The following is a 22552-nucleotide window of genomic DNA, read 5'->3' as shown; positions in this document are numbered from 1 at the left end:
CCGCTCAGGCAAGTCGGCGCTCCGAGCGTCGGCGCAGCTCGAGCTCGAGTCACTCGCCGACGAAGAACTTCTCAGTTCGACTGCGCCGCCGCCCGCGTCGGCGCGCGCAGCCGCAGGCGCCGCGAGGCTCGCGGCTGCTGCCGGCGGATGAACACGAACACGAGGCTGGACAGCCCGATCCCGCCGAGCAAGCTGGCGCTGAGCTGGCCCCATCCGCTCGTGGCCAGCAGCGCGACCGCGGCGCTGGCGGCCAGGAACAGCACGCAGATGCCGAAGCCGAGGTACTGCCCGCGGGCGATCTGCCGCCGCTGGGCGGCGCGGTCGATCGCGCGGGCCCGCAGCTTCTCGCGGCGGAGCTCGAGCCGCTCGAGCTCGACGCGGTGCAGGTGGGCCTGAGTGGCCTGTGCGAGGCGATAGATCAGCTCTCGGCCCTCGGGCGGATAAGCGGCGAGCTGCTCGGGCGCCGGCAGCGGGCTCGATCGCTGCAGCATCGCAAGGATGGAGATCGAAGAGCGCCCCGCAGTCGAGACCTCGCGGCCCTCGGCGCGGCGAGTTCCGTTTTCTTCGGGGACGACGAGCTCGTCTGAATTCACGCGCCGGAGGCTAGCGCGCCGAAATTCGCGCGCAACTTCGCGCGTGGGCTACCGCGTGGGCAGGCGATCCGAGTAGTTCTCGTAGATGCCGGCGAGGTCGCTACGGATGGCCGCGAATTCGCGGGCGATCGCCTCGGCGTCGCTGATGCGCCGCTTGGGCGGCTTGCGCTTGGCGGCGCGGCGCGGGCGGGGCGGCTCGGGCGGCTGGATCTCGAGGATCGACGCCATACCGGCCAGGTTTCCGCGGAGGGACATGTCTCCTCTTATACGCCCGCGGTACCTGGCGAGCCAGCCGGCGGGCCGGATCGAGGCGCGGGCGCGGGCCTGCCGTGTGCGCGAAGTGCGCGCGAAATCGCACGCGGCGGCCACCGTGCGCGCGGGGGCTCGTGGCCGCGCGGATCGATTATTCTCCCCCGCCCATGCAGCGGCCCATTCGCGCTCACGAGATCCGCAGCCGATTCCTCAATTACTTCGCCGCCCGCGACCACGCCGTCGTGCCGTCGTCGTCGCTGGTGCCGGCCAACGATCCGACGCTGCTGTTCACCAACGCGGGCATGGTGCAGTTCAAGGACACCTTCCTCGGGCGTGACCCGCGGCCGTACAAGCGGGCGGTCACCGTGCAGCGGTGCCTGCGGGCCGGCGGCAAGCACAACGACCTCGACAACGTCGGCTTCACCGAGCGGCACCACACGCTGTTCGAGATGCTCGGCAACTTCTCGTTCGGCGACTACTTCAAGCCGGACGCGATCCGCTGGGGTTGGGAGTTCTTGACCGAGGATCTCGGCATCCCGGCCGATCGCCTGGTCGTCAGCGTCTTCAGCGGCGAGGGCGAGTCGGCCCCGGCCGACGACGAGGCCTACGAGCTGTGGACCGCGTATGTCCCCAAGGACAGGATCTACCGCTTCCCGGCCAAGGAGAACTTCTGGGCCATGGGGCCGACCGGTCCTTGCGGCCCGTGCTCGGAGATCCACATCTTCCACGGCGACAAGGCCCCGCCGGACGCCGACATCGCCGGTCGCGGCCCGGCCTACGAGGACACTCGCTACACCGAGCTGTGGAACCTCGTGTTCATGCAGTACGAGAAGTTCGACGACGGCCGGCTGGTGCCGCTGCCCAAGCCGAGCATCGACACCGGCGCCGGCCTCGAGCGGCTGGCCTCGGTGCTCGAGGGCGTCGGCAGCAACTACCGCACCTCGCTCTTGACCCCGCTGGTCGACCTCGCCAAGCGGCTGGCCGGCGCCCCGGCGCACGACCTCGGGGCCGGCGAGGCGCCGTTCCGCGTGATCGCCGACCACGCGCGCGCGACCGCCTTCCTGATCGCCGACGGCGTGTTCCCCGACCGCGACACCCGGCCCTACGTGCTGCGCCGGATCATGCGCCGGGCGATCCGCTTCGGCGAGAAGGTCGGGCTCGAGAACCTGTTCTTCCACGAGGTGTGCAAGAAGGTCGTCGAGGAGTTCGGCGAGGCCTATCCCAACCTGGTCGAAAGGGCAGCCACGATCGAGGAGGTCGTGCGCGGCGAGGAGGAGAGCTTCCGTCGCACGCTCAAGCGCGGCCTGCGGCTGTTCGAGGGCGCAGTCACCGAGCTGCCCGCCGGCGAGACCGCGTTCCCGCTCGGCGTCGCCGCCGAGCTGTACGACACCTACGGCCTGCCGATCGACCTCACCGGCATCCTGAGCCGCGAGAAGGGCCTCACCCTCGACGAGGAGGCCGTCAAGCAGGAGGTCCAGGCGCGTCAGGCCGCCGGCGCCGCGGCTGCCAACCTCGGCGGCGGCGACAAGGCGATCGACAACCTCTACTTTCACTTCAAGGAGCGGTTCGCGGGGCAGGCGAGCTTCACCGGCTACGCCGAGCTCAGCGGCCGCGGCAACGTGCTCGCGCTCGCGGTGAACGGCGTCGAGCAGACCGCCGCGAAGGAGGGCGACGAGGTCGAGTTCATCACCGACTCGACCCCGTTCTACGGCGAGAGCGGCGGCCAGGTCGGCGACACCGGCATCGCCGAGGGCGACGGCCTGCGCGTCGAGATCACCGACACCCTCAAGCCGACCGGCGACCTGCACGTCCACCGCGGCAAGGTCACCCGCGGCACGCTCGAGGTCGGCCGCCTCGTCACCCTGACGGTCGACGGCGCGCGCCGGTCCGCGATCCGCCGCAACCACAGCGCGACGCACCTGCTGCACCACGCCCTGCGCGCGGTGCTCGGCACCCACGTGGCGCAGAAGGGCTCGCTGGTCGCGCCCGACCGCCTGCGCTTCGACTTCTCGCACCCGCGCTCGATCACCCCGGAGCAGCGGCTGCAGATCGAGCGCATCGTCAACGAGATGACGCTGGCCAACGCCGACACCGACACGCGCGAGATGAGCCCCGGCGACGCCAAGAGCGCCGGCGCGATCGGCCTGTTCGAGGCCAAGTACGGCGAGCAGGTGCGGGTGGTCCGGATCGGCGCGGACAGCGTCGAGCTGTGCGGCGGCACCCACGTCCACCGCGCCGGCGACATCGGCCTGTTCGCCATCGTCAGCGAGGTCGGCATCGCCCAGGGCGTGCGCCGGATCGAGGCGGTCACCGGCATGAACGCGCTGCAGCACCTGCAGCAGACCGTGCAGATCCTCGACAAGGCCGCCAGCGAGCTCCACGCCAGCGGCCCCGGCGACGTGCTCGACAAGCTCGGCCGTCTGCAGGCGAGCGCGCAGAAGCGCGAGCGCGAAGTCACCGAGCTGCAGCGCAAGCTCGCCGTCGGCGGGGGCGGCAGCTCCGACACCGTCGCCGACGTCGCCGGCGTCAAACTGCTCGCCAAGGTCGTCGCAGTCGCCGACCCCAAGGCCCTGCGCGAGGCCGCCGACACCCTGCGCGACCGGCTCGGCTCCGGCGTGATCGTCCTCGGCGCCGAGAAGGACGGCAAGGCCTCGCTGCTCGTCGCCGTCACCAAGGACCTGGCCGGCAAGGTGCACGCGGGCAACCTCATCGCCGCCCTGGCCGCACATGTCGGCGGGCGCGGCGGCGGCCGGCCCGACCTGGCCCAGGCCGGAGGCCCCAACGCGGCCGGCTTGCCCGCGGCCATCGAGGCCGCCGGCAGCGCCCTCGCCGCGCAGCTCGGCTGAGCCGCAACGCCCGTGCGCGCTGTGATACCGTGAAATCACATGCAGCCTGATGACCTGCTGGCGCGCGAAGGCTACGCCCCCAAGGACGTGCCGGCCCTGCTCGCGTGGGCGCGTGCGCGGGCCAACGTGCTGCTGCAGGGGCTCGACCCCGACTCGACGCTCGGCGAGCTCCTCGGTGGTACTTCGGGACATGTCTCGCGAGACAGCAGTTTCGTCACCCGCCGCGACAGCTTCGAGTTCCACGAGGAGCGCGACGAGCTCGACGAGCTCGACGGCGACATCCCGGCCGACCTGCGGCAGGCGGTCACTGCGGCGACATCTTCACAGCCGCAGCCGACGGCGCCGGTGATCGACGACGACCCCGACTCCGGGCTCGGCGGGTTCGCCCGCTTCCAGTCGATGCTCAAGCTCAGCCGCCCGTACCCGTACCGGCAGCCGGAGCCGGTCGTCGAGGAGCCGCGCCCGACGCTGATGCGGAGCTTCGCGCTCGCCGCCCAGCGCGAGTCCGACTACCCGTCGTCCACGCCGTCGCCGCCGGCCGACCTCTCGGCCACCTTGCCGCTGGCCGCCGCGCTCGGCATCAGCAGCGAGGAGTCGGCGGCGCTGGTGCTGGGGATCCCCGACGAAGACGGGAGCGAGGGCTCGGGCATCAGCGACTTCTTCAACCCGAACGCGAACCCCGACCTCCTCGGCTCGCGGCTGTCGCTGTCGTCGACGACCGTGTCCTCGCGTACGAGCTCCCACGCGTCGGGCTTCATCGACGACGACGACGACGTCCGGATGCCGATCCAGGACGACGACGACGTCCGGATGCCGATCCAGGACGACGACGACGACCTGCCGCTGCCGACGCTGCAGGACGACGATCCGCCGGGGCACGGCGAGGCCGCGCCGATGCTCGACGACGTCTCGCCGTTCGGCAGCGGCCTGCGCGCAGCGCGGCTGGACGACCACTCGCCGGGGCGGCGCACCTCGCTGGACGACGTGCGGCGCACCGAGGACCACTCGCCGGTGCGCCGCGCCTCGCTGGACGACGTGCACGGCGTCCTGGTCGACGACGACGAGTCGCCGCTGCGGCGCGCGGTGGACGACGTGCGGCGCGGCGACGATCGGCCGCTGCGTGGCCCGTCGATCGAAGATGTCCGCCGGCTCATCGCGCCGACGCGGCGCCCGTCGCTGGACGACGTGCGCAGCGCGCTGATGGACGACGACGAGGCGCCGCCGAGCCGCTCGTCGGCGCCGGTGCGTCGTTCGTCGCTGGACGACGTGCGCAGCGTGCTGATGGACGACGACGACGAGGCGCCGCCGGCACGCGGGTCGGCGCTGGTGCGGCGCTCGTCGGTGGACGACGTGCGCGGCGTGCTGGTGGACGACGACGAGGCGCCGCCGGTACGCGGGTCGGCGCCGGTGCGGCGCTCGTCGGTGGACGACGTGCGCAGCGCGCTGATGGACGACGACGACGAGGCGCCGCCGGTACGCGGGTCGGCGCCGGTGCGGCGCTCGTCGGTGGACGACGTGCGCAGCGCTCTGGTGGACGACGACGACGCGCCGATGACCCGTTCCTCGGCGCCTTCGCGGCACGAGTCGCTGGACGACGTGCGGGGCGTGCTGGTGGACGACGACGACGCGCCGGGTCTGTCGCCCACGGACGACGACGACGACGAGAGCGCCGAGCCGGCGCGCACGCGCGACACCCCGCCGATGCCCGGCCTGCCGGCGATCGACGTCGACGGCGACAGCGGCGCCCCGGTGCTGCGCCACCGCACTCCCAAGAAGAAGGTCGTCGAGCTCGGCGCCCCGCTGGCCAAGCCGCGCGCCGGCTCCGGCACGGGCGCGGTCGGCCCGCGCGGGCCCAGCCCCAAGCCGCCGTCGGCTCGCAAGCCGCCGCCGCCGCCGGCCCGCAAGCCGCCGCCGCCGCCGGCCCCGGTCGACGACGACATCCAGGAGCTGAGCCGCGTCGAGCTGATCGAGGACCTGCCGTCCTACCTGCGCGACGACGACGAGTGACCTGGCGGGAGGGACATGTCCCTCCGCGCATGTCCGCATGAGCATGCCCGTGTGAGCATGCCCCAGCGAACATGCGCGAACGGTCAGGTCTCTTCGAGCCCGGCGCCGGCGAAGTGGAACGCGCGGACGAAGGCGCGGCGGCCCTCGACGTCGCGGCCGGGGCGGGGGCCGAGCTGGGCGCGGGCGACGTCGGCGGGCGACGTGCCGGCGGCGACCAGGGCCTCCAGGGAGTCGAGGAAGAACGCCTCGGTGCGGCCGCGATGGTCGCGGATGTCGGCGCGGTCGAGCCCTTCGCGCGCGATGGCGAGCAGCCGCTGACACAGCGCGCGGACGCGCGGCGACGACAGGGCGGCCTGGCGACACTCGGCCCACAGCGCCAGGCGCTCGCCGAAGTCGAGGTCGGCGACCAGCTCCCAGGCCGCCTCGCCGGCGTCGTCGTCGTAGAGGAGCCCCTTCCACAGCGCCGGCAGCGCGCAGAGGATGTTCTGCCGCACCGAGTCGCAGCCGCGGACCTCGAGGTACGGCTTCAGGCGGATCTCCGGGAACAGCGTGCTCAGGTGCAGCTCCCAGTCGCCCAGCGTGGCGGCGTGGCGGACCCCGTCCGGGTCTACGTAGCCGGTCGCCATGTACTCGCGGAACGGCACGTGCAGCGGGATGTAGCGGCCCTGGCGCCGGATGAAGAACATCGGCACCTCGAGCGCCCAGTCGGCGTAGCGCTCGTACGAGAACTGCGCCTCGAACGCCCACGGCAGCAGCCCGCAGCGGGCGGCGTCGACGTCGGTCCAGTTGTCGCTGCGCAGCGACGCGAACCCGCGGTCCTCGCCTTCCTTATATGGGGAGTTGGCGAACAGCGCCGTCGTCAGCGCCGACACCCCCATCGCCAGGCGGAGCCGGGTCCCGGCCTGCTGCTCCGACGCGAAGTCGAAGTTGGCCTGCACGGTGCACGTGCGCAGCATCATGTCGAGCCCGCGCTGGCCGCGGGTCGGCAGATAGGCCCGCATCACCGCGTAGCGCGGCTTGGGCATCCAGTGGATCTCTTCGCGGGTGGCGAACGGGTGGAAGCCGGACGCCAGCCAGGCGATCCCCAGCTCCTGCGACACCGCGTGAAGCTCGCGCTGGTGCTGCGTGAACTCCTGGCAGGTCAGGTGGACGTCCGCCAGGGGTTTGCCGCTGAGTTCGAACTGGCCGCCGGGCTCGAGGGTGATCGAGGCGCCGTCGCGTTCGAGGCTGATGAGGGCCCCGTCGTTGCCGCGCTCGCCGCCCGGCCTCCAGCCGAACTGGGCCATGAAGCCCTGCATCACCGCCAGGACGTGGGCCTCGTAGTGGACGGGGCGGTACTCGCCGTCGGCGACGAACACGCCGAACTTCTCGTGTTCGGTGCCGATCTTGTGGGTCCGGCGGTCGGGGCGTTCGGCGCGGCGGAAGAACCCCGTGAGGTCTTCGGGCTGCAGCGGCGCGCTGGAGGCGGGGGTCTCGGGGGTGCTGCTCACAGAGGCTCCGGGTCGTCGCCAAGGCTGGCGGAGAAGCAGTGTACGTGGCGTCCTGCGAGACTTGACAGCGAATTGAAGCCTGCCGCCGCGTGACGAACGGCCTATAGGTCCTGCGGCGCCGGCCCCGACCGTCACCTGCGCTTGACCGCGGCGCAGGCCCGCCGTTACTCTTCGCCGGCGTAAAGGTCATGGCTGGATCTGCCGTCCACGAAGCTCCCTGTGTCATCGGCCCGCGGATCACCGTCCGCGGGTCCCTCGTCGGCGAGGAAGACGTCGTGGTGCAGGGCAGGGTCGAGGGGAGCATCGCCTTGACGGCGCACCTCCTCATCGCCGGCCCGGCCCTGGTCGCCGCCGACATCGAGGCCGACAGCGTCGAGATCCACGGCCAGGTCGAGGGTGACGTCGTCGCCGCCGAGGGCATCACCCTGCGGGAAGGCGCCCGCGTGGTCGGCAACCTCCGCGCGCCGCGCGTCGAGATCGCCGACGGCGCGCAGTTCAAGGGCGCCGTCGAGATGGACGTCCCGCTGCCCGGCAACGTCCTCCGGCAACCGCGCGCCCGCTGACCCTCACCTTCTCGCAGGCACCACACATGTCCAGCACCGTCATCGGCTCCAGCATCCTCATCGACGGCGAGATCACCGGCGAAGAGCACCTCGTCGTCCGAGGCACCGTCAAGGGCCGGATCCAGGTCCGGGACACCCTCGTCATCGAGGACGGCGGGGTCGTCGAGGCCACCGTCGACGCGGCCTCGATCACAGTCCAGGGCACGCTCCGCGGCGACGTCGCCGCCAGCGAGCGCGCCGAGCTGCGCCCGAGCAGCACCGTCATCGGTGACATCCGCGCCCCGCGGATCCTCATCGCCGACGGCGCCTCGTTCAAGGGCAACGTCGACATGGGGGGATGAAGGTGTCGCAGTCGGAATCCACGCAATCCTCGCCCGACGAGGCCACCACCGTCGTCGCCCCCGGCACGCACATCGTCGGTCGCCTGTCTGGCCAGGAGGACATTCGCGTCCACGGCACGATCGAGGGCCGCATCCACCTCTCCGCCACGCTCTACGTCGAGCCCGAGGGCATCATCGCCGCCGACGTGTACGCCGATGACGTGGTCGTCGCCGGCACCGTGGTCGGCAACCTGACCGCCGCCGGCAGCATCGTCCTCGCCGCCAGCGCGCGCGTGGTCGGCGATCTCCGCGCCCCTCGCCTGATCGTCGCCCCCGGCGCCGCCTTCCGCGGCCAGGTCAGCATGGAGCCGCCCGACGAGGACGAGGCCGAAGCCGAGGCCGAGTCCAGCCGCGAGCGCCGCGAAGGCCGCCAGTGGTCGCAGGCCGCGGCTCAGGCCCGCCCGGCCCAGCCGCGCCCGGCCGCCCCCTACGCCACGCAGAACGGCGTTCGTCTGCCTCCGCAGCGGACCGCCCCGCGGCGCGAGAGCGTGCTCGCCAAGCCGTCGCTCGCCCGTCCTCGCCACGAGGAGCAGGCCGGCGAGCATTACGGCGAGGCCGACGAGGCCGATTGGGGCGACGGCGCCAAGCGGGCCAAGAAGGTCGCGCGCCCGCGAGTCCTGGCCCGCGGCAAGCACAAGGTCGAGCGCATCTGAACGCTCCCCGGGCGCCTCGCCCGCGACAACGAGCATGCCGCCGCGGCCGACGCGGGCGGCAAACCGACGGGTGTGCGGCGAAACCTCGCGCGCACCCGTCGAGTTTTTGACGCCCGACGAAACTGCGGCAAACATCCTGCGCGCGGCTTTGGTAACATCGGGCGCAAGTCTGTCATGGCCCGCGCGGCCGCATTCGGCCCCATTGGCCGAATCTTCCCCATCTCCTCCCTCGGCCCGAGCGGGCCTGTTGTCTGAAAGGTCGGCCTGATGCGCAAGCTCCTTCTCTCGTCCCTGTTCGCCCTGTCGGTATTCACGACCACTGGTTGCAAGGAGCCCGACCCCTACGCCTTCGAGACGCACATCGAGAACATCCGCAATACCAGCGCCAAGGGCATCGGCTTCTCGGGCATGAAGGACCTGGTCAAGACCGTCATCACCTCGCCCGACAACGCCCCGCGGCTCGACGAGTTCGTGCAGAAGGTGATCCCGGTGTTCGAGGAGCAGTGGGACTCCTCGCCGGAGCACCAGGTCAACATGCTCGAGATGCTCCGCGACATCGGCCGGCCCGAGGCCGCCCCGCTGTGGAGCAAGGCGCTCGGCACCCTCGACGGCTCGGAGGAGGGCCGCAAGCGCGTGCTGATCGCCCTGCAGGGCATCCAGCGCGCCAAGGCCACCGGCTCGACCGACGCGGTGCTCGGCCTGTTCGAGGGCCTGACGAAGGACCCGAGCAAGGACAAGGGCAAGGCCGAGGGCGAGATCCGCCGCGAGCTCGCGCGCACGCTGGGGATCCTCAAGGACCCGAAGGCCGCGCCGGCGCTGATCGCCGCGCTGCAGCAGCCGACCGAGATGCGGCCGCCGCAGATCCACCGCATCGTCGCCGAAGCGCTCGGCAGCCTGCGCGACCCCGCGGCCATCGAGCCGCTCGTGATCGCCAACTTCTCGGTCCCCGACGATCAGACCGACAGCAAGAACCTCAGCAACCGCGTCAAGCTGGCGCTCAACAGCATCGGCGAGCCGGCCGTCCCGCGCCTCGTCGAGCTGCTGACCGGCAAGGAAGACGACATCGTCATCAAGAAGGTCGTCGAGGCCGGCAGCACCGTGCCCGTGGTCCGCTTCACCGCCGCGCTGATGCTCGGCTCGCTCGGCAGCCCCCAGGCCGTCGACGCGCTGATCAAGAACATCCCCGCCGACTCCTGCAAGCCGGTCGTCAAGGAAGACCCGAAGAAGAAGGACAAGAAGAAGAAGGCCGACGAGGAGGAGGAAGAGGATCCGGAGAAGGCGGACAACGAGAACCTGCGCAACGCGATCGTCACCTCGCTCGGCCAGATCGGCGACCCCAAGGCCGCGGCCGCGATCTGCCCGTGTACGCAGGCCTCCGTCCACTTCGAGGAGCAGTTCATGATGGTCGAGGCGCTCGGCTACGTGGGCGGCGAAGAGGCCGTGAAGTGCCTCACCAACTTCCTCAAGACCGCCGAGAGCGATCCCGAGACCCTGCCGTCGACCGACAAGACGCCGCTGTCGATCCGCATCGAGGCCGGCCGCTTCGCCGTCCTCGCCGCCGGCCCCGACCAGGTCGCCGCCGTGCGCGAGGCCTTCGCCGCCAACACCGACCCCAAGGTCGCCGAGGGCCTCAAGCAGTGGGAGCCCGCGCTCACCACCCTCGAGACCTGCAAGAACGACAAGGACTGCTACCTCAAGACCCTCAAGGACACCAACGCGAGCTGGGTCGCGCGTGAGAACGCGGCGATGGAGCTGACCCGCGTCGCGCCCGGCGACGCCGCAGTCGCCGAGGCGATCGCGCAGGCCTACAAGGTCCGCGAGGTCGACGCCCGCGTGACGATGGCGCTCATGGCCTCGCGCATCATGCAGGGCAAGCGCTGCCAGAAGTGCGTCGACACCCTCGAGGACATCATGAAGGGCGAGAAGGGCACGACGGACATCAGCTACCAGAAGGCCGTGCTGACCGCCCGCGACACGATCGCCAAGCTGTCCGAGTAACGAGGCTTGGCCTCGACGAGGACGCCGTCCGCGCGCTCCAGGGCGCCGGTCGTCGTCCTCGTTGCATTTCCGGGACCCGCGCCGGCCTCGCCGCGCGAAGCCGATCGGAGCGATCTCCGACGCGGCAACTCACAATCAGCCCGTGATGTCCACGACCCCGTGTGCCATGCTCACGCCGATGCATCGCTCGCTCGTCCGGCTCGCGCTCGTCGTCCTCGCCGGCGCGCCCATCGCCTGCGCCGGCAAGTCCGCCGGCGTCGTCACCCCGGAGGACGCGGCAGTCACTGTGCAGCCCGGCGAGGCGGCCGCGGCGGCGCCCACCGGCCCGGCGACCCTGCCGGACGCCGAGGCGGCGCTCGCCGGCGGTGACGCGGCCCGGGCCGTCGCCCTGTTCTCCGGCTACCTCGGCGGCGACCCCGACGAGACCGGGGTGCGCCAGGCTTACCTCGGCCTGGCGCGGGCCCAGGAACTCCTGCGCGACTGCGCCGCGGCGATCCGGGCCTACGACGCCTACCTGGCCCGCTTCAGCGACGGCCCCGCCGACCTGTTCGCCCGCCGCGGCGCCTGTTACGCCGAGCTCGGCGAGTGGAAGGCCTCGGCCGACAGCTACGCCGAGGCCTTCGCCCGCGCGACCCTCCCCAGCGCCAAGGTCGAGGCACTCACCCGCCAGGGCTACGCCCACTTCGAGCTCGGCCAGCTCGACCAGGCCGAGCCGCTGCTGCAGCAGGCCGACCAGGTCTACGTGGCCTCGCAGGAGCAGAACAGCGAGCGCTTCAGCAACTATTACTTCGTCGGCATGGCCCGCTTCTACCGCGCGGCCGTGTGGCACCGGCGCTTCCGCGACGTCCCGATCCGCCTGCCCGAGAAGCAGATGACCGAGGACTTCGCCCGCAAGTTCGCCCTGCTGGAGAAGGCCCAGGAGGCCTACAACGAGACCATCAAGGCCAAGCACATGTTTTGGGTCTCGGCCGCCGGCTACCAGCTGGGCAGCCTGTTCGAGGAGTTCTACGACGCCATGATGCACGCCCCCGTGCCGGACTGGCTCGACGACAAGCAGCGCCAGGTCTACTACGAGGAGCTCAAGGGTCAGCTGAGGCCGGTGGTCAACAAGGCGATCTGGGTGTTCGAGAAGAACCTAGCGACCGCCCGGCGGCTCGGCTACGAGAGCGAGTTCACGGCCCAGACCGAGGCCAAGCTGAGCGAGCTGCAGGCCGTGCTCCTCGCCGGTGATACGACTCTCGGCAAGCCGCACCCGCCGCTGGCGCCCGAAGCCCGCCCGGAAATCGGGGCAGGGGAGATCGCCTCCGCGGCCGGCGAGCCGAGCCCGGTCGATCGCAAGCTGTTCGTGCCGGAGCTGACGCCGCTCTGACGCTCGCAAAGCCGCTCAAGGGCCCGCACACGGGCAAAAACCGGCACTTGCGGGGCTACCGGCACCGGCGTGCAGCCCCGTCCCACGCGGCTTGACACTCTCCCAGATCCGCGGCTATACACCGCGTCCACTTTCGGACCCTCACCGGGTCCGACGCTTACCGTTAGCCTGTAGCCCGACACTTGACCGGCGGAACGACCGCCACGAAGACCCCCGGAGGAATTCTCACCACACGCTGGCGTAGCTCAATTGGTAGAGCACCTGATTTGTAATCAGGCGGCTGCGGGTTCGAGTCCCATCGCCAGCTCTCCACGTCGAACGGCCTCCGGGCCACGCGCGCAGCGATCGTTCCACACCACGAGGATGGGTGCCCGAGTCGGCCAAAGGGAGCAGACTGTAAATCTGCCGCGCACCGCGCTTCGAAGGTTCGAATCCTTCCCCATCCACTGCCTACCGCGGGAGTAGCTCAGTTGGTAGAGCGTCAGCCTTCCAAGCTGAATGTCGCGAGTTCGACCCTCGTCTCCCGCTCTCTGCGCGACCCGCGCATTTGTAATCAGGCCCTCCCGGCCTCTGCGTCCTGACAACTTCACGCCCATGTAGCTCAGTTGGTAGAGCACATCCTTGGTAAGGATGAGGTCAGCGGTTCGAATCCGCTCATGGGCTCCAGAGAATCCCTCTCGACGACTGAACCCGTCACCCGCAAAGAAGCACAGCCATGGCGAAGGAAACATTCGTACGGAACAAGCCCCACGTGAACATCGGCACGATCGGCCATGTCGACCACGGGAAGACGACGCTGACGGCGGCGATCACGAAGGTGCTGAGCCTGAAGGGACAGGCGGAGTTCAAGGGCTACGACATGATCGACAAGGCGCCCGAGGAGCGGGCGCGCGGCATCACGATCTCGACGGCGCACGTGGAGTACGAGTCGAACGCGCGGCACTACGCGCACGTGGACTGCCCCGGTCACGCGGACTACATCAAGAACATGATCACGGGCGCGGCGCAGATGGACGGGGCGATCCTCGTCGTGTCGGCGCCGGACGGTCCGATGCCGCAGACGCGTGAGCACATCCTGCTCGGCCGTCAGGTGGGCATCCCGGCGATCGTGGTGTTCCTGAACAAGTGCGACATGATCGGCGCGGGCGACGAGGAGATGCTGGAGCTGGTCGAGGTCGAGCTGCGCGAGCTGCTGTCGAAGTACCAGTTCGACGGCGACAACGTCCCGATCACCCGCGGGAGCGCGCTGAAGGCCCTGAACGCGCCGTCGTGGGATCACGCGGACGCGAAGTGCATCTGGGAGCTGATGGACGCGTGCGACTCGTTCATCCCGCAGCCGGTGCGCGAGCTGGACAAGCCGTTCCTGATGCCGGTCGAGGACGTGTTCACGATCTCGGGCCGCGGCACCGTGACCACTGGTCGCGTCGAGCGCGGTATCATCAAGGTCGGCGACGAGGTTCAGATCGTCGGTCTGCGCGACACGCAGAAGACGACGGTGACCGGCGTCGAGATGTTCCGCAAGCTGCTCGACCAGGGTCAGGCGGGCGACAACGTCGGCCTGCTGATCCGCGGCATCGACCGCGAGGGCGTGGAGCGTGGCCAGGTGCTTTGCAAGCCGGGCACGATCACCCCGCACAAGAAGTTCAACGCGACGGTGTACGTGCTGAAGAAGGAGGAGGGCGGCCGTCACACGCCGTTCTTCAAGGGCTACCGGCCGCAGTTCTACTTCCGCACGACGGACGTGACGGGCTCGGTGACGCTGCCCGAGGGCGTCGAGATGGTGATGCCCGGTGACAACATCGAGATCACCGTCGAGCTGCACAGCACGATCGCCTGCGAAGAGGGCCTGAAGTTCGCCATCCGTGAGGGTGGCAAGACTGTCGGCGCCGGCGTCGTCACCAAGATCCTCGAGTAGACCACTCGAGAACGGCAGGGCGGGGGGCGTGACCCCCGCCTTGTTTTGCCCTAACTCCCCGGTTTGCCGGCCCATGCCGGCCTCCGGGCTCGAACTTGTCAACCGGAACGGGTCTTGCTAGAACCGGACCCCTTCGCCTGTTGAGGCTCCTATGGCTGCCGGCAACCGCATCATCATCCAGCTCGAGTGCCAGACCTGTAAGCGGCGCAATTACTCCTCGACCAAGAACAAGCGGACGACGCCCGAGAAGGTCGTCCTCAAGAAGTTCTGCCGCCACTGCCGGAAGCACGCGGATCACAAGGAGACTAAGTAGAAGAGTGGGATCTTACAGGGGGTTAGCTCAGTTGGTAGAGCAGCGGACTCCAAATCCGCAGGCCGAGGGTTCGAGTCCCCCACCCCCTGCTTCCTGTCAGAGATGGCCGAACTTCGGACACTCTGAGCCCCTGCCATGACGACCCCGCCGCGCAATCGAAAGCTCGTTGTCGCCCGTGAGTTCGACCCCAGTCGGTGGGCCCACGCAGCGTTTTTCCTCGGCTTTCTGCTGCTCGCGTACGTCCTGAGCAACCTCACCGAGGACATGTGGGCGTTGCTGTGGTCGTACTGGCCCCGGCAGCTCGGTCGCCCGGCGCCGAACCTCGCTTCGGCGATCGGCACTGGCATCGCCCTAGTCTGCGCCCTCATCGCCTGGCGGAACAAGCGCTGGTTCACGTTCGTGAGCGAGGTCGCTGTCGAAGTCTCGCAGGTGACGTGGCCGACCAAGGCGGAGACGCGGGTCGCCACGATCGTGGTCGTCGTCCTCACGCTCGTCTGCTCCGTCATCCTGGCGATGATGGACCTGTTCTGGTCCAACGTGACGGACTGGCTCTACGCTCTCTGACGGATCGGGGCACAAATTCTCATGGAGTGGTACGTCGTCAACACCTTCTCGGGCTACGAGAACTCGGTAAAGAAGGCCCTGGAGGACCGGATCAAGAACGCCGGTCTCGAGGAGCAGTTCGGGGAGATCTTGATTCCCTCGGAGAAGGTGACCACCCGGAGCGGCAAGAAGACCGTCCAGAAGACCAACAAGCTTCTGCCCGGTTACATCTTCATCAGCATGGACCTGACCAAGGCGAGCTGGCACCTGGTCCAGAACACCCCGAAGGTGACCGGCTTCCTCGGCGGTCAGAACCCGAAGCCGGTGCGCAAGGCGGAGATGAACCGCATGCTCGGCCAGGCGCCGCCGGACGAGCAGGCGCCCGTCGAGAAGGTCGTGCCGAACATCACGTATTCGGTCGGCCAGCAGGTGCGGGTCCGCAGCGGCGCGTTCGCCAACTTCACCGGTGAGGTGGAGGAGATCAACAACGACAAGCAGAAGATCTGGCTGTCGGTGTCGTTGTTCGGCCGCCCGACGCGCGTCGAGGTCGACTTTTCCGAGGTCGAGCCGGTTGTGTAACGCCGGCGGATCTGCGACAAGCCAGCACGCCTGTCCCGCCCAGTGAGCGGCGTCAAGCTCACGGTCCCTGAAGGGCGGCGCCAGCGGCGTCGGCCCACCCGACCCACTCTTTTCGTCACGAAGCACTGCCATGAAGAAGGTAACCGCGTACGTCAAGCTCCAGATCAAGGCCGGACTGGCGAACCCCGCGCCCCCGATCGGCCCTGCGCTCGGCTCCAAGGGCGTCAACATCATGGAGTTCTGCAAGCAGTTCAACGCCCGCACGGCGAAGGACCAGGGCCTCGTGATTCCGGTGGTCATCACCGTCTACTCGGACCGTTCGTTCACCTTCATCACCAAGACCCCGCCGGCGTCGATCTTGTTGTTGAAGAAGGTGCAGGCGGCCAACCCGAAGATCGAGGGCGGCTCGGGCGTCCCGAACCGACAGAAGATCGGCAAGCTGACGACCCAGGAAGTCCGCGAGATCGCCGAGTACAAGTACAAGGACATGAACGCCGCCTCGATCGACGCCGCCGCGCGCACGATCGCCGGCACCGCGCGCTCGATGGGCATCGACGTCGTCGAGGCCTGAGCGCCGAGAATCAGTCTCCTGTCCCTGAGGACATGCGGACAGGAGCCTCGGCCCCACGCGGACCGAGACAACCCCGGGGGAGGCCGTAGAGGCCGCTGGGACCCCGGAAAGGGCAAGAGACAATGGGCAAGAAGTACGAGGCGATCCGCAAGCTGGTCGACCGCGACAAGCGCTACACCCTCGCCGAAGCGGTCGAGCTGCTGCCGAAGCTGAAGTTCACCAAGTTCGACGAGACGATCGACGTCGCCGCCCGCCTGGGCGTCAACCCGAAGCACGCCGACCAGATGATCCGCTCGTCGTGCGCCCTGCCGCACGGCACCGGCAAGTCGCTGCGCGTGGTCGTGTTCGCCAAGGGCGAGCGCGCCAACGAGGCACGCGAGGCGGGCGCCGATTTCGTCGGCGCCGAGGACCTGGTCGACCGCGTTCTCAAGGAGAACTGGCTCGAGTTCGACAGCGCGATCGCCACGCCCGACATGATGGGCCTCGTCGGTCGCCTCGGCCGTATCCTCGGCCCCCGCAACTTGATGCCCAACCCCAAGGTCGGCACCGTGACCATGGACGTGGCCCGAGCGGTCCGCGAGATCAAGGCCGGCCGCATCGAGTTCCGCACCGAGAAGACCGGCATCGTCCACGCGCCCGTGGGCAAGATGTCCTTCGGGCCGGACAAGCTGCGGGAGAACATCCTCTCGCTGCTCGACACCCTGCAGCGCCTCAAGCCGTCGACGGCCAAGGGCAAGTACTTCAAGAGCATCGCGCTCTCGTCGACGATGGGCCCGTCGGTCCGCCTCGACACCAACGAGGTCGCCGCGCTGCTCGAGCGCTAGGCCGACCCGAACTTTCATTCGAGGAGTTCACCAAGTCTGTCGCAGAAGTGACGTGTAGAAGCCGCCCGCGAGGGCGCACGCACTCGAAGACAGCAGGTGGTCGGCCTTCCGACCGTAAACGCGAGAGCGGCCTGCCGAGAGTGGAGCGAGCGACGAGAGGAAGCGGGGATGGGTCGTCCGTCCTCCATCTCGGCGGTCCTCCACCCGGAGGGCCGAGGAGACGAGCCACAGATGCCCACCCTGAGCAAACACGAACAATCGGCGAAGCTCCGCGAGGAACTGAGCGACGTGTCCGCGTTCATCCTGGTCGACTACACCGGGATCACCGTGGCCGAGGCCAGCGACGTCCGCAACAAGTTCCGCGACGCCAACTGCCGCTACCAGGTCTACAAGAACTCGGTCATCCACTACGCGGTGACCGGGACGAAGCACGAGCCGGCCGCCGCCCTGTTGAAGGGCATGACCGGGATCGCGTTCTCGCCGGAGGACCCGGGTGCAGCGGCTCGCGTGGCGCGTGACTTCGCCAAGGACGCCAAGAACTTCAAGGTCAAGGGCGGCATCATCGACGGTCAGACGCTCGACGCCTCCGGCGTCAACCGTCTCGCCGACATGCCCGGGCCGCGCGAGCTCAAGGCGCAGTTCCTGGCCCTGCTCAACACGCCGGCGACGAGCTTCGTCCGCGTGCTGAACGCCGGCCCGCAGAGCTTCCTCTACCTCCTGAATGCCCGCAAGGACCAGCTCGCCGCTGCCTCCTGAGGCCGGCGCTCGTCCCTCATCAACCCGTCACCGTTTGTACCGACAGACTTCGAGGAATTCGTCATGACCGACATCACCCGCGACCAAGTCATCAACTACCTGAGCAACCTTCCGGTCATCGAGATCGCCAACCTGGTTAAGGAGCTCGAGACCAAGTGGGGCGTTTCGGCCGCCGCGCCGGTCGCCGCCGCCGCCCCCACGGGTGGTGCTGCGCCCGCCGCCGAGAAGAAGGAAGAGCAGACCGAGTTCACGGTCGTGCTCAAGGGCTTCGGCGACAAGAAGATCAACGTCATCAAGGCGGTCCGCGTGCTCAACCCCGCCCTCGGCCTCAAGGAGGCCAAGGACCTGGTCGAGGGCGCCCCCGCCAACATCAAGGAAGGCATCTCCAAGGCCGAGGCCGAGGAGATGGCGAAGCAGCTCAAGGAGGCAGGCGCTGAGGTCGAGATCAAGTGATCTCAGGGCCCGCCGCCCAAGCTGCTCCGGCGTGTACGGCGCCAGGGGGAAAGCCCCCTGTGCGTCGTGCACATGTCGCGTTTGTAATGGGGCATTTTCGCGCCCCCGTGAGCCCTGGCTCACATCGATTCTCGAGTACTTTTTGCCGCTTCGCGATCTCGCTGGCTCACGAGCCGCAAGGCCCGAAGTCCTGAGCAATTGCCTCGCTTAGCGCTTAGACAACCTGCCGGCCCGCTCCACTGCCTCACTCGGCAGTTCGTCCCCCCTGAGGAACCGCGATGCCACCGATGATCCAGAACAACTTCCGTGTGCGCAAGAACTTCGGAAAGCTCAAGCGCATCATCGAGGTCCCCAACCTCATCGACATCCAGAAGCGGTCGTACGACAAGTTCCTGCAGCGGGACGTGCCGCTGGAGAACCGCGAGGAGATCGGGCTCCAGGCCGTCTTCAAGAGCGTGTTCCCGATCAAGGACTTCGGCGAGACCAGCTCGCTCGAGTTCGTCAGCTACAGCCTCGACCGCCCCAAGTACGACGAGGACGAGTGCCGCGCGCGCGGCATGACGTTCGCGGCGCCGATCAAGGTGGTGGTGCGACTGGTGGTGTGGGACGTCGACGACGAGACCGGCACCCAGTCGATCCGCGACGTCAAGGAGCAGGAGGTCTACTTCGGTGAGATCCCGCTGATGACGGCGCACGGCACCTTCATCATCAACGGGACCGAGCGCGTGGTCGTGTCGCAGCTGCACCGCTCCCCCGGTGTGTTCTTCGACCACGACAAGGGCAAGACCCACGCCTCGGGCAAGAAGCTGTTCTCGGCCCGCATCATCCCGTACCGCGGCAGCTGGCTCGACTTCGAGTTCGATCACAAGGACGCGATCTTCGTCCGCATCGATCGTCGGCGCAAGCTGCACGCGACCGTGCTGCTGCGCGCGCTCGGCTATAACACCCCCGATCTGCTCGACTTCTTCTACGACAAGGAGACGATCAACATCGAGGAGGGCGGCGTCCTGACCCGCGCGATCGACTTCGATCTGCTGGCCGGTCAGCGCGCCTCGCACGACATCCGCGACCCCGAGACGGGCGAGGTCATCGTCCGCAAGGGCCGCAAGTTCACCAAGGCGAACATCAAGCGCATGCGGCAGTCGGGCATCCGCACCCTGCCGATGGACGCGGAGAGCCTGGTCGGCAAGGTCTCGGCCGAGGACGTGATCGACGAGATCACCGGCGAGGTGCTCCTCAACTGCAACGAGGACCTCACCGAGGAGCACGTCCGTCGCCTCGCCGACGCCAAGATCAAGAGCTTCAAGATCCTCTTCATCGACGACTTCAACGTCGGCCCGTACCTGCGCAACACCCTGCTGCAGGACAAGCTGCACACGCCCGAAGAGGCGCTGCTCGAGATCTACCGCCGCCTCCGCCCCGGCGACCCGCCGACGGCCGAGACGGCGCGGACCCTGTTCGAGTCGCTGTTCTTCAAGCCCGAGCGCTACGACCTGTCGACCGTCGGCCGCCTCAAGCTGAACCACAAATTCGGCCTCGAGGAGAGCCTGACCTCCACCGTGCTGACGAAGCGCGACATCATGGAGACGGTCAAGTACCTGGTCGAGCTCCGCAACGGCCGCGGCCAGATCGACGACATCGACCACCTCGGCAACCGCCGCGTGCGCGCCGTCGGCGAGCTGATGGAGAACCAGTACCGCATCGGCCTCGTGCGCATGGAGCGGGCGATCAAGGAGCGCATGAGCATGTCCCAGGAGATGGACGCGCTCATGCCGGCCGACCTGATCAACGCCAAGCCGGTCTCGGCGGTCGTGAAGGAGTACTTCGCGTCCTCGCAGCTGAGCCAGTTCATGGACCAGACCAACCCGCTGTCCGAGGTCACGCACAAGCGCCGCTTGTCAGCCCTCGGCCCGGGCGGCCTGACGCGCGAGCGCGCCGGCTTCGAGGTCCGCGACGTCCACAACACCCACTACGGTCGCATCTGCCCGATCGAGACGCCGGAAGGTCCGAACATCGGCCTCATCGCGTCGCTCTCGACGTACGCGCGCATCAACGAGTTCGGCTTCATCGAGACGCCGTACCGCACCGTCGACGGCGGCGTCGCCTCGTCGGACGTCGACTACTACTCGGCGCTGCAGGAGCAGGGCCACTTCATCGCCCAGGCCAACGCCGTCACCGACGACAACGGCAAGCTGCTGGCCGACCAGGTCCAGGTCCGTCACAACGACGAGTTCGAGGCGGTCGCCCCGGCCTCGGTCACGCTGATGGACGTCTCGCCGAGCCAGCTGGTCTCGGTCGCGGCCTCGCTGATCCCGTTCCTCGAGCACGACGACGCCAACCGCGCGCTGATGGGCTCCAACATGCAGCGCCAGGCCGTCCCGTGCCTGCGCACCGCGGCCCCGCTGATCGGCACCGGCATGGAGATGCACGTCGCCCGCGACTCCGGTTCGACGGTCGTCGCCCTGCGCGACGGTGTGGTCGAGCAGGTCGACGGCGCGCGCATCGTCGTCAAGCCGGTCACCGGCAAGACCGAGGAGAACCGCGGCATCCTCGGTGCCAAGCCCGACATCTACAACCTGACCAAGTTCCAGCGCTCGAACCAGAACACCGCGCTCAACCAGAAGCCGATCGTCCGCGTCGGCGACCGCGTGAAGAAGGGCGACGTCATCGCCGACGGCGCGGCGACGGAGCGCGGCGAGCTGGCGCTCGGCCAGAACGTGGTCGTCGCGTTCATGCCGTGGCAGGGCTACAACTTCGAGGACTCGATCCTCGTGTCGGAGCGCATCGTCCGCGAGGACGTGTACACCTCGATCCACATCGAGGAGTTCGAGTGCGTCGCCCGCGACACCAAGCTGGGCAAGGAAGAGATCACGCGCGACATCCCGAACGTCGGCGAGGACGCGCTGGCGAACCTCGACGAGGCGGGCATCGCCCGCATCGGCGCCGAGGTGAAGGCCGGCGACATCCTGGTCGGCAAGATCACCCCGAAGGGCGAGACCCAGCTCAGCCCCGAGGAGAAGCTGCTGCGCGCCATCTTCGGCGAGAAGGCCGGCGACGTGCGTGACACCTCGCTGCGCCTGCCGCCGGGCGTCAGCGGCATCGTCATCGACGCGCGGGTGTTCGCCCGCAAGTCGGTCGAGAAGGACACGCGCGCCCAGCAGATCGAGGACGCCGAGCGCGAGAAGCTGATGCAGGACCGGCGCGACAACGTCGCCATCGTGTCCGACGGCTACTACAACCGGATGAAGGAGATCCTGGTCGGCAAGACCACCGCGGCCAAGCTGGTCGACGACGCCGGCCGCGAGCTCATCACCGCCGGCGTGGTGCTCACCGAGGCCAACCTGGCCGACGTGCCGCGCGGCGAGTGGGGCCGGTTCTCGCTCACCACCGCCGAGGACACCGAGGTCGTCGAGGCTCTGGCCCGCCGCCTCGAGAAGGACCTCGACGAGATCGAGACCATCTACCGCGAGAAGATCGCCAAGCTGACCAAGGGCGACGAGCTGCCGCCCGGCGTCATCAAGATGGTCAAGGTCTACGTCGCCATCAAGCGCAAGCTGCAGGTCGGCGACAAGATGGCCGGCCGCCACGGCAACAAGGGCGTGATCTCGCGGATCCTGCCGATCGAGGACCTGCCGTACCTCGAGGACGGCAGCCCGGTCGACATCGTGCTCAACCCGCTCGGCGTGCCGTCGCGCATGAACGTCGGCCAGATCCTCGAGGTCCACCTCGGGTGGGCCGCCTACGAGCTCGGGCAGCAGATCGACCGCTACATGCAGACCAAGTTCTCGCCCGAGGTCCTGCGCACCCAGCTGAAGAAGATCTACGAGACCAAGGAGGCCCAGCGCTTCATCGACGGTCTCGGCGACGACGACGTGATCCGCTTCGCCGACAAGCTGCGGCGCGGCGTCCACATGGCCACGCCGGTGTTCGACGGCGCGCTCGAGACCGAGGTCAAGGGCACGCTCAACAAGGCCGGCGTGCCCGAGAGCGGCCAGGCGATCCTGTTCGACGGCCGCACCGGCGAGGCGTTCGAGGAGAACGTCACCGTCGGCATCATGTACATGCTCAAGCTGCACCACCTCGTGGACGACAAGATCCACGCCCGCAGCATCGGCCCGTACTCGCTCGTCACCCAGCAGCCGCTCGGCGGCAAGGCCCAGTTCGGCGGCCAGCGCCTCGGCGAGATGGAGGTCTGGGCGCTCGAGGCCTACGGCGCCGCCTACGCGCTGCAGGAGCTGCTCACCGTCAAGTCGGACGACGTCGTCGGCCGCATGCGGATGTACGAGTCCATCGTCAAGGGCCAGCCGACCATGCAGCCGGGCGTGCCGGAGTCGTTCAACGTGCTCCTCAAGGAGCTGCAGGCCCTGTGCCTGAACATCGAGCTCGTCGACGTCAACGCGGAGACGGGCGTGGTCACCGGCGTCTCCCGCGAGGCGATGTCGGCGGC

Annotated in this window: 18 protein-coding genes, 5 tRNA genes and 1 pseudogene; 21 read left to right on the top strand and 3 right to left on the bottom strand. The window is 68.9% G+C overall.

The genetic code is table 11. From position 1 onward, the window contains the following. Nucleotides 1–71: 71 nt before the first annotated feature. Both OV090_RS18950 and OV090_RS18945 read right to left on the bottom strand, forming a co-directional pair. Nucleotides 72–593 carry a hypothetical protein gene (locus OV090_RS18950; RefSeq protein WP_267705207.1) on the bottom strand — a complete coding sequence of 174 codons (522 nt, stop codon included), beginning with the start codon at nt 591–593 and terminating at the stop codon, nt 72–74. 48 nt (nt 594–641) lie between these two features. After that, the gene (locus tag OV090_RS18945; RefSeq protein WP_267705205.1) at nt 642–848 is read right to left on the bottom strand and encodes a hypothetical protein; all 207 of its coding nucleotides are present in this window, start codon (nt 846–848) and stop codon (nt 642–644) included. 164 nt (nt 849–1012) lie between these two features. On the opposite strand from OV090_RS18945, the gene alaS reads away from it, so the two are divergent. After that, nucleotides 1013–3691, top strand: coding sequence for an alanine--tRNA ligase (alaS, locus tag OV090_RS18940; RefSeq protein ID WP_267705203.1), 2679 nt, complete (start codon nt 1013–1015; stop codon nt 3689–3691). Nucleotides 3692–3730: 39 nt separating this feature from the next. Then, a complete protein-coding gene (locus tag OV090_RS18935; RefSeq protein ID WP_267705201.1) occupies nt 3731–5698 on the top strand; it encodes a hypothetical protein in 1968 nt (655 codons plus the stop codon). Nucleotides 5699–5781: 83 nt separating this feature from the next. Here OV090_RS18935 and OV090_RS18930 read toward each other — a convergent pair whose 3' ends face one another. Then, on the bottom strand, nt 5782–7188 hold the full coding sequence (locus OV090_RS18930) for a glutamate-cysteine ligase family protein (protein WP_267705199.1): 1407 nt from the start codon (nt 7186–7188) through the stop codon (nt 5782–5784). Nucleotides 7189–7376: 188 nt separating this feature from the next. On the opposite strand from OV090_RS18930, the gene OV090_RS18925 reads away from it, so the two are divergent. From OV090_RS18925 to rpoB, 19 genes and pseudogenes are all read left to right on the top strand, one after another. Continuing rightward, the gene (locus tag OV090_RS18925; RefSeq protein WP_267705197.1) at nt 7377–7751 is read left to right on the top strand and encodes a polymer-forming cytoskeletal protein; all 375 of its coding nucleotides are present in this window, start codon (nt 7377–7379) and stop codon (nt 7749–7751) included. A 26-nt stretch (nt 7752–7777) separates the two neighbouring features. Further along, on the top strand, nt 7778–8092 hold the full coding sequence (locus tag OV090_RS18920) for a polymer-forming cytoskeletal protein (protein WP_267705195.1): 315 nt from the start codon (nt 7778–7780) through the stop codon (nt 8090–8092). A 2-nt stretch (nt 8093–8094) separates the two neighbouring features. Next, on the top strand, nt 8095–8784 hold the full coding sequence (locus OV090_RS18915) for a polymer-forming cytoskeletal protein (protein ID WP_267705193.1): 690 nt from the start codon (nt 8095–8097) through the stop codon (nt 8782–8784). Nucleotides 8785–9051: 267 nt separating this feature from the next. Next, nucleotides 9052–10782, top strand: a complete 1731-nt coding sequence (locus tag OV090_RS18910; RefSeq protein WP_267705191.1) for a HEAT repeat domain-containing protein — start codon at nt 9052–9054, stop codon at nt 10780–10782. A 178-nt stretch (nt 10783–10960) separates the two neighbouring features. After that, a complete protein-coding gene (locus OV090_RS18905) occupies nt 10961–12151 on the top strand; it encodes a hypothetical protein (RefSeq protein ID WP_267705190.1) in 1191 nt (396 codons plus the stop codon). Between the two features lie 234 nt (nt 12152–12385). Further along, a tRNA-Thr gene (locus OV090_RS18900) sits at nt 12386–12458 on the top strand. A gap of 54 nt (nt 12459–12512) precedes the next feature. After that, nucleotides 12513–12597: transfer RNA gene (locus OV090_RS18895), tRNA-Tyr, on the top strand. Between the two features lie 9 nt (nt 12598–12606). After that, a tRNA-Gly gene (locus OV090_RS18890) sits at nt 12607–12679 on the top strand. Between the two features lie 62 nt (nt 12680–12741). After that, nucleotides 12742–12817: transfer RNA gene (locus OV090_RS18885), tRNA-Thr, on the top strand. 49 nt (nt 12818–12866) lie between these two features. Beyond that, nucleotides 12867–14066, top strand: a complete 1200-nt coding sequence (gene tuf / locus OV090_RS18880; RefSeq protein ID WP_267705169.1) for an elongation factor Tu — start codon at nt 12867–12869, stop codon at nt 14064–14066. Nucleotides 14067–14217: 151 nt separating this feature from the next. Continuing rightward, complete coding sequence (gene rpmG, locus OV090_RS18875; RefSeq protein ID WP_267705188.1) at nt 14218–14379, top strand: 50S ribosomal protein L33; 162 nt, start codon at nt 14218–14220, stop codon at nt 14377–14379. Nucleotides 14380–14395: 16 nt separating this feature from the next. Then, nucleotides 14396–14468, top strand: a tRNA-Trp gene (locus OV090_RS18870). Between the two features lie 46 nt (nt 14469–14514). Further along, on the top strand, nt 14515–14943 hold the full coding sequence (gene secE / locus OV090_RS18865) for a preprotein translocase subunit SecE (RefSeq protein ID WP_267705186.1): 429 nt from the start codon (nt 14515–14517) through the stop codon (nt 14941–14943). Nucleotides 14944–14964: 21 nt separating this feature from the next. Continuing rightward, nucleotides 14965–15501, top strand: coding sequence for a transcription termination/antitermination protein NusG (nusG, locus tag OV090_RS18860; protein ID WP_224192981.1), 537 nt, complete (start codon nt 14965–14967; stop codon nt 15499–15501). A 130-nt stretch (nt 15502–15631) separates the two neighbouring features. Next, nucleotides 15632–16072: a 50S ribosomal protein L11 gene (gene rplK / locus OV090_RS18855; protein ID WP_267705184.1), complete on the top strand. Its 441-nt coding sequence runs from the start codon at nt 15632–15634 to the stop codon at nt 16070–16072. A 122-nt stretch (nt 16073–16194) separates the two neighbouring features. After that, on the top strand, nt 16195–16896 hold the full coding sequence (gene rplA / locus OV090_RS18850) for a 50S ribosomal protein L1 (RefSeq protein ID WP_267705182.1): 702 nt from the start codon (nt 16195–16197) through the stop codon (nt 16894–16896). Between the two features lie 168 nt (nt 16897–17064). Beyond that, nucleotides 17065–17652 (top strand): 50S ribosomal protein L10, encoded by a 588-nt coding sequence (gene rplJ, locus OV090_RS18845; RefSeq protein ID WP_346660368.1) that lies wholly within the window; start codon nt 17065–17067, stop codon nt 17650–17652. A 63-nt stretch (nt 17653–17715) separates the two neighbouring features. Beyond that, nucleotides 17716–18105: a 50S ribosomal protein L7/L12 gene (gene rplL, locus OV090_RS18840; protein ID WP_267705176.1), complete on the top strand. Its 390-nt coding sequence runs from the start codon at nt 17716–17718 to the stop codon at nt 18103–18105. 278 nt (nt 18106–18383) lie between these two features. Continuing rightward, nucleotides 18384–22496 (top strand): annotated as a pseudogene (gene rpoB, locus OV090_RS18835) (DNA-directed RNA polymerase subunit beta); the annotation flags it as partial. Nucleotides 22497–22552 lie beyond the last annotated feature (56 nt).

It is taken from the genome of Nannocystis sp. RBIL2 (genome assembly GCF_026626745.1).
GTDB lineage: Bacteria > Myxococcota_A > Polyangia > Nannocystales > Nannocystaceae > Nannocystis.
The sequence above is the reverse complement of the archived record's forward strand: the minus strand, read 5'-3'. Positions and strand labels throughout refer to the sequence as shown.

Coding starts and splice junctions, on each gene's coding strand:
- rpmG (WP_267705188.1), top strand. CDS start 14,218: ATGGCTGCCGGCAACCGCATCATCATCCAGCTCGAGTGCCAGACCTGT.
- nusG (WP_224192981.1), top strand. CDS start 14,965: ATGGAGTGGTACGTCGTCAACACCTTCTCGGGCTACGAGAACTCGGTA.
- rplA (WP_267705182.1), top strand. CDS start 16,195: ATGGGCAAGAAGTACGAGGCGATCCGCAAGCTGGTCGACCGCGACAAG.
- OV090_RS18945 (WP_267705205.1), bottom strand. CDS start 848: ATGTCCCTCCGCGGAAACCTGGCCGGTATGGCGTCGATCCTCGAGATC.
- rplL (WP_267705176.1), top strand. CDS start 17,716: ATGACCGACATCACCCGCGACCAAGTCATCAACTACCTGAGCAACCTT.
- rplK (WP_267705184.1), top strand. CDS start 15,632: ATGAAGAAGGTAACCGCGTACGTCAAGCTCCAGATCAAGGCCGGACTG.
- OV090_RS18920 (WP_267705195.1), top strand. CDS start 7,778: ATGTCCAGCACCGTCATCGGCTCCAGCATCCTCATCGACGGCGAGATC.
- OV090_RS18905 (WP_267705190.1), top strand. CDS start 10,961: ATGCATCGCTCGCTCGTCCGGCTCGCGCTCGTCGTCCTCGCCGGCGCG.
- rplJ (WP_346660368.1), top strand. CDS start 17,065: ATGGGTCGTCCGTCCTCCATCTCGGCGGTCCTCCACCCGGAGGGCCGA.
- secE (WP_267705186.1), top strand. CDS start 14,515: ATGACGACCCCGCCGCGCAATCGAAAGCTCGTTGTCGCCCGTGAGTTC.
- OV090_RS18935 (WP_267705201.1), top strand. CDS start 3,731: ATGCAGCCTGATGACCTGCTGGCGCGCGAAGGCTACGCCCCCAAGGAC.
- OV090_RS18925 (WP_267705197.1), top strand. CDS start 7,377: ATGGCTGGATCTGCCGTCCACGAAGCTCCCTGTGTCATCGGCCCGCGG.
- tuf (WP_267705169.1), top strand. CDS start 12,867: ATGGCGAAGGAAACATTCGTACGGAACAAGCCCCACGTGAACATCGGC.
- OV090_RS18910 (WP_267705191.1), top strand. CDS start 9,052: ATGCGCAAGCTCCTTCTCTCGTCCCTGTTCGCCCTGTCGGTATTCACG.
- alaS (WP_267705203.1), top strand. CDS start 1,013: ATGCAGCGGCCCATTCGCGCTCACGAGATCCGCAGCCGATTCCTCAAT.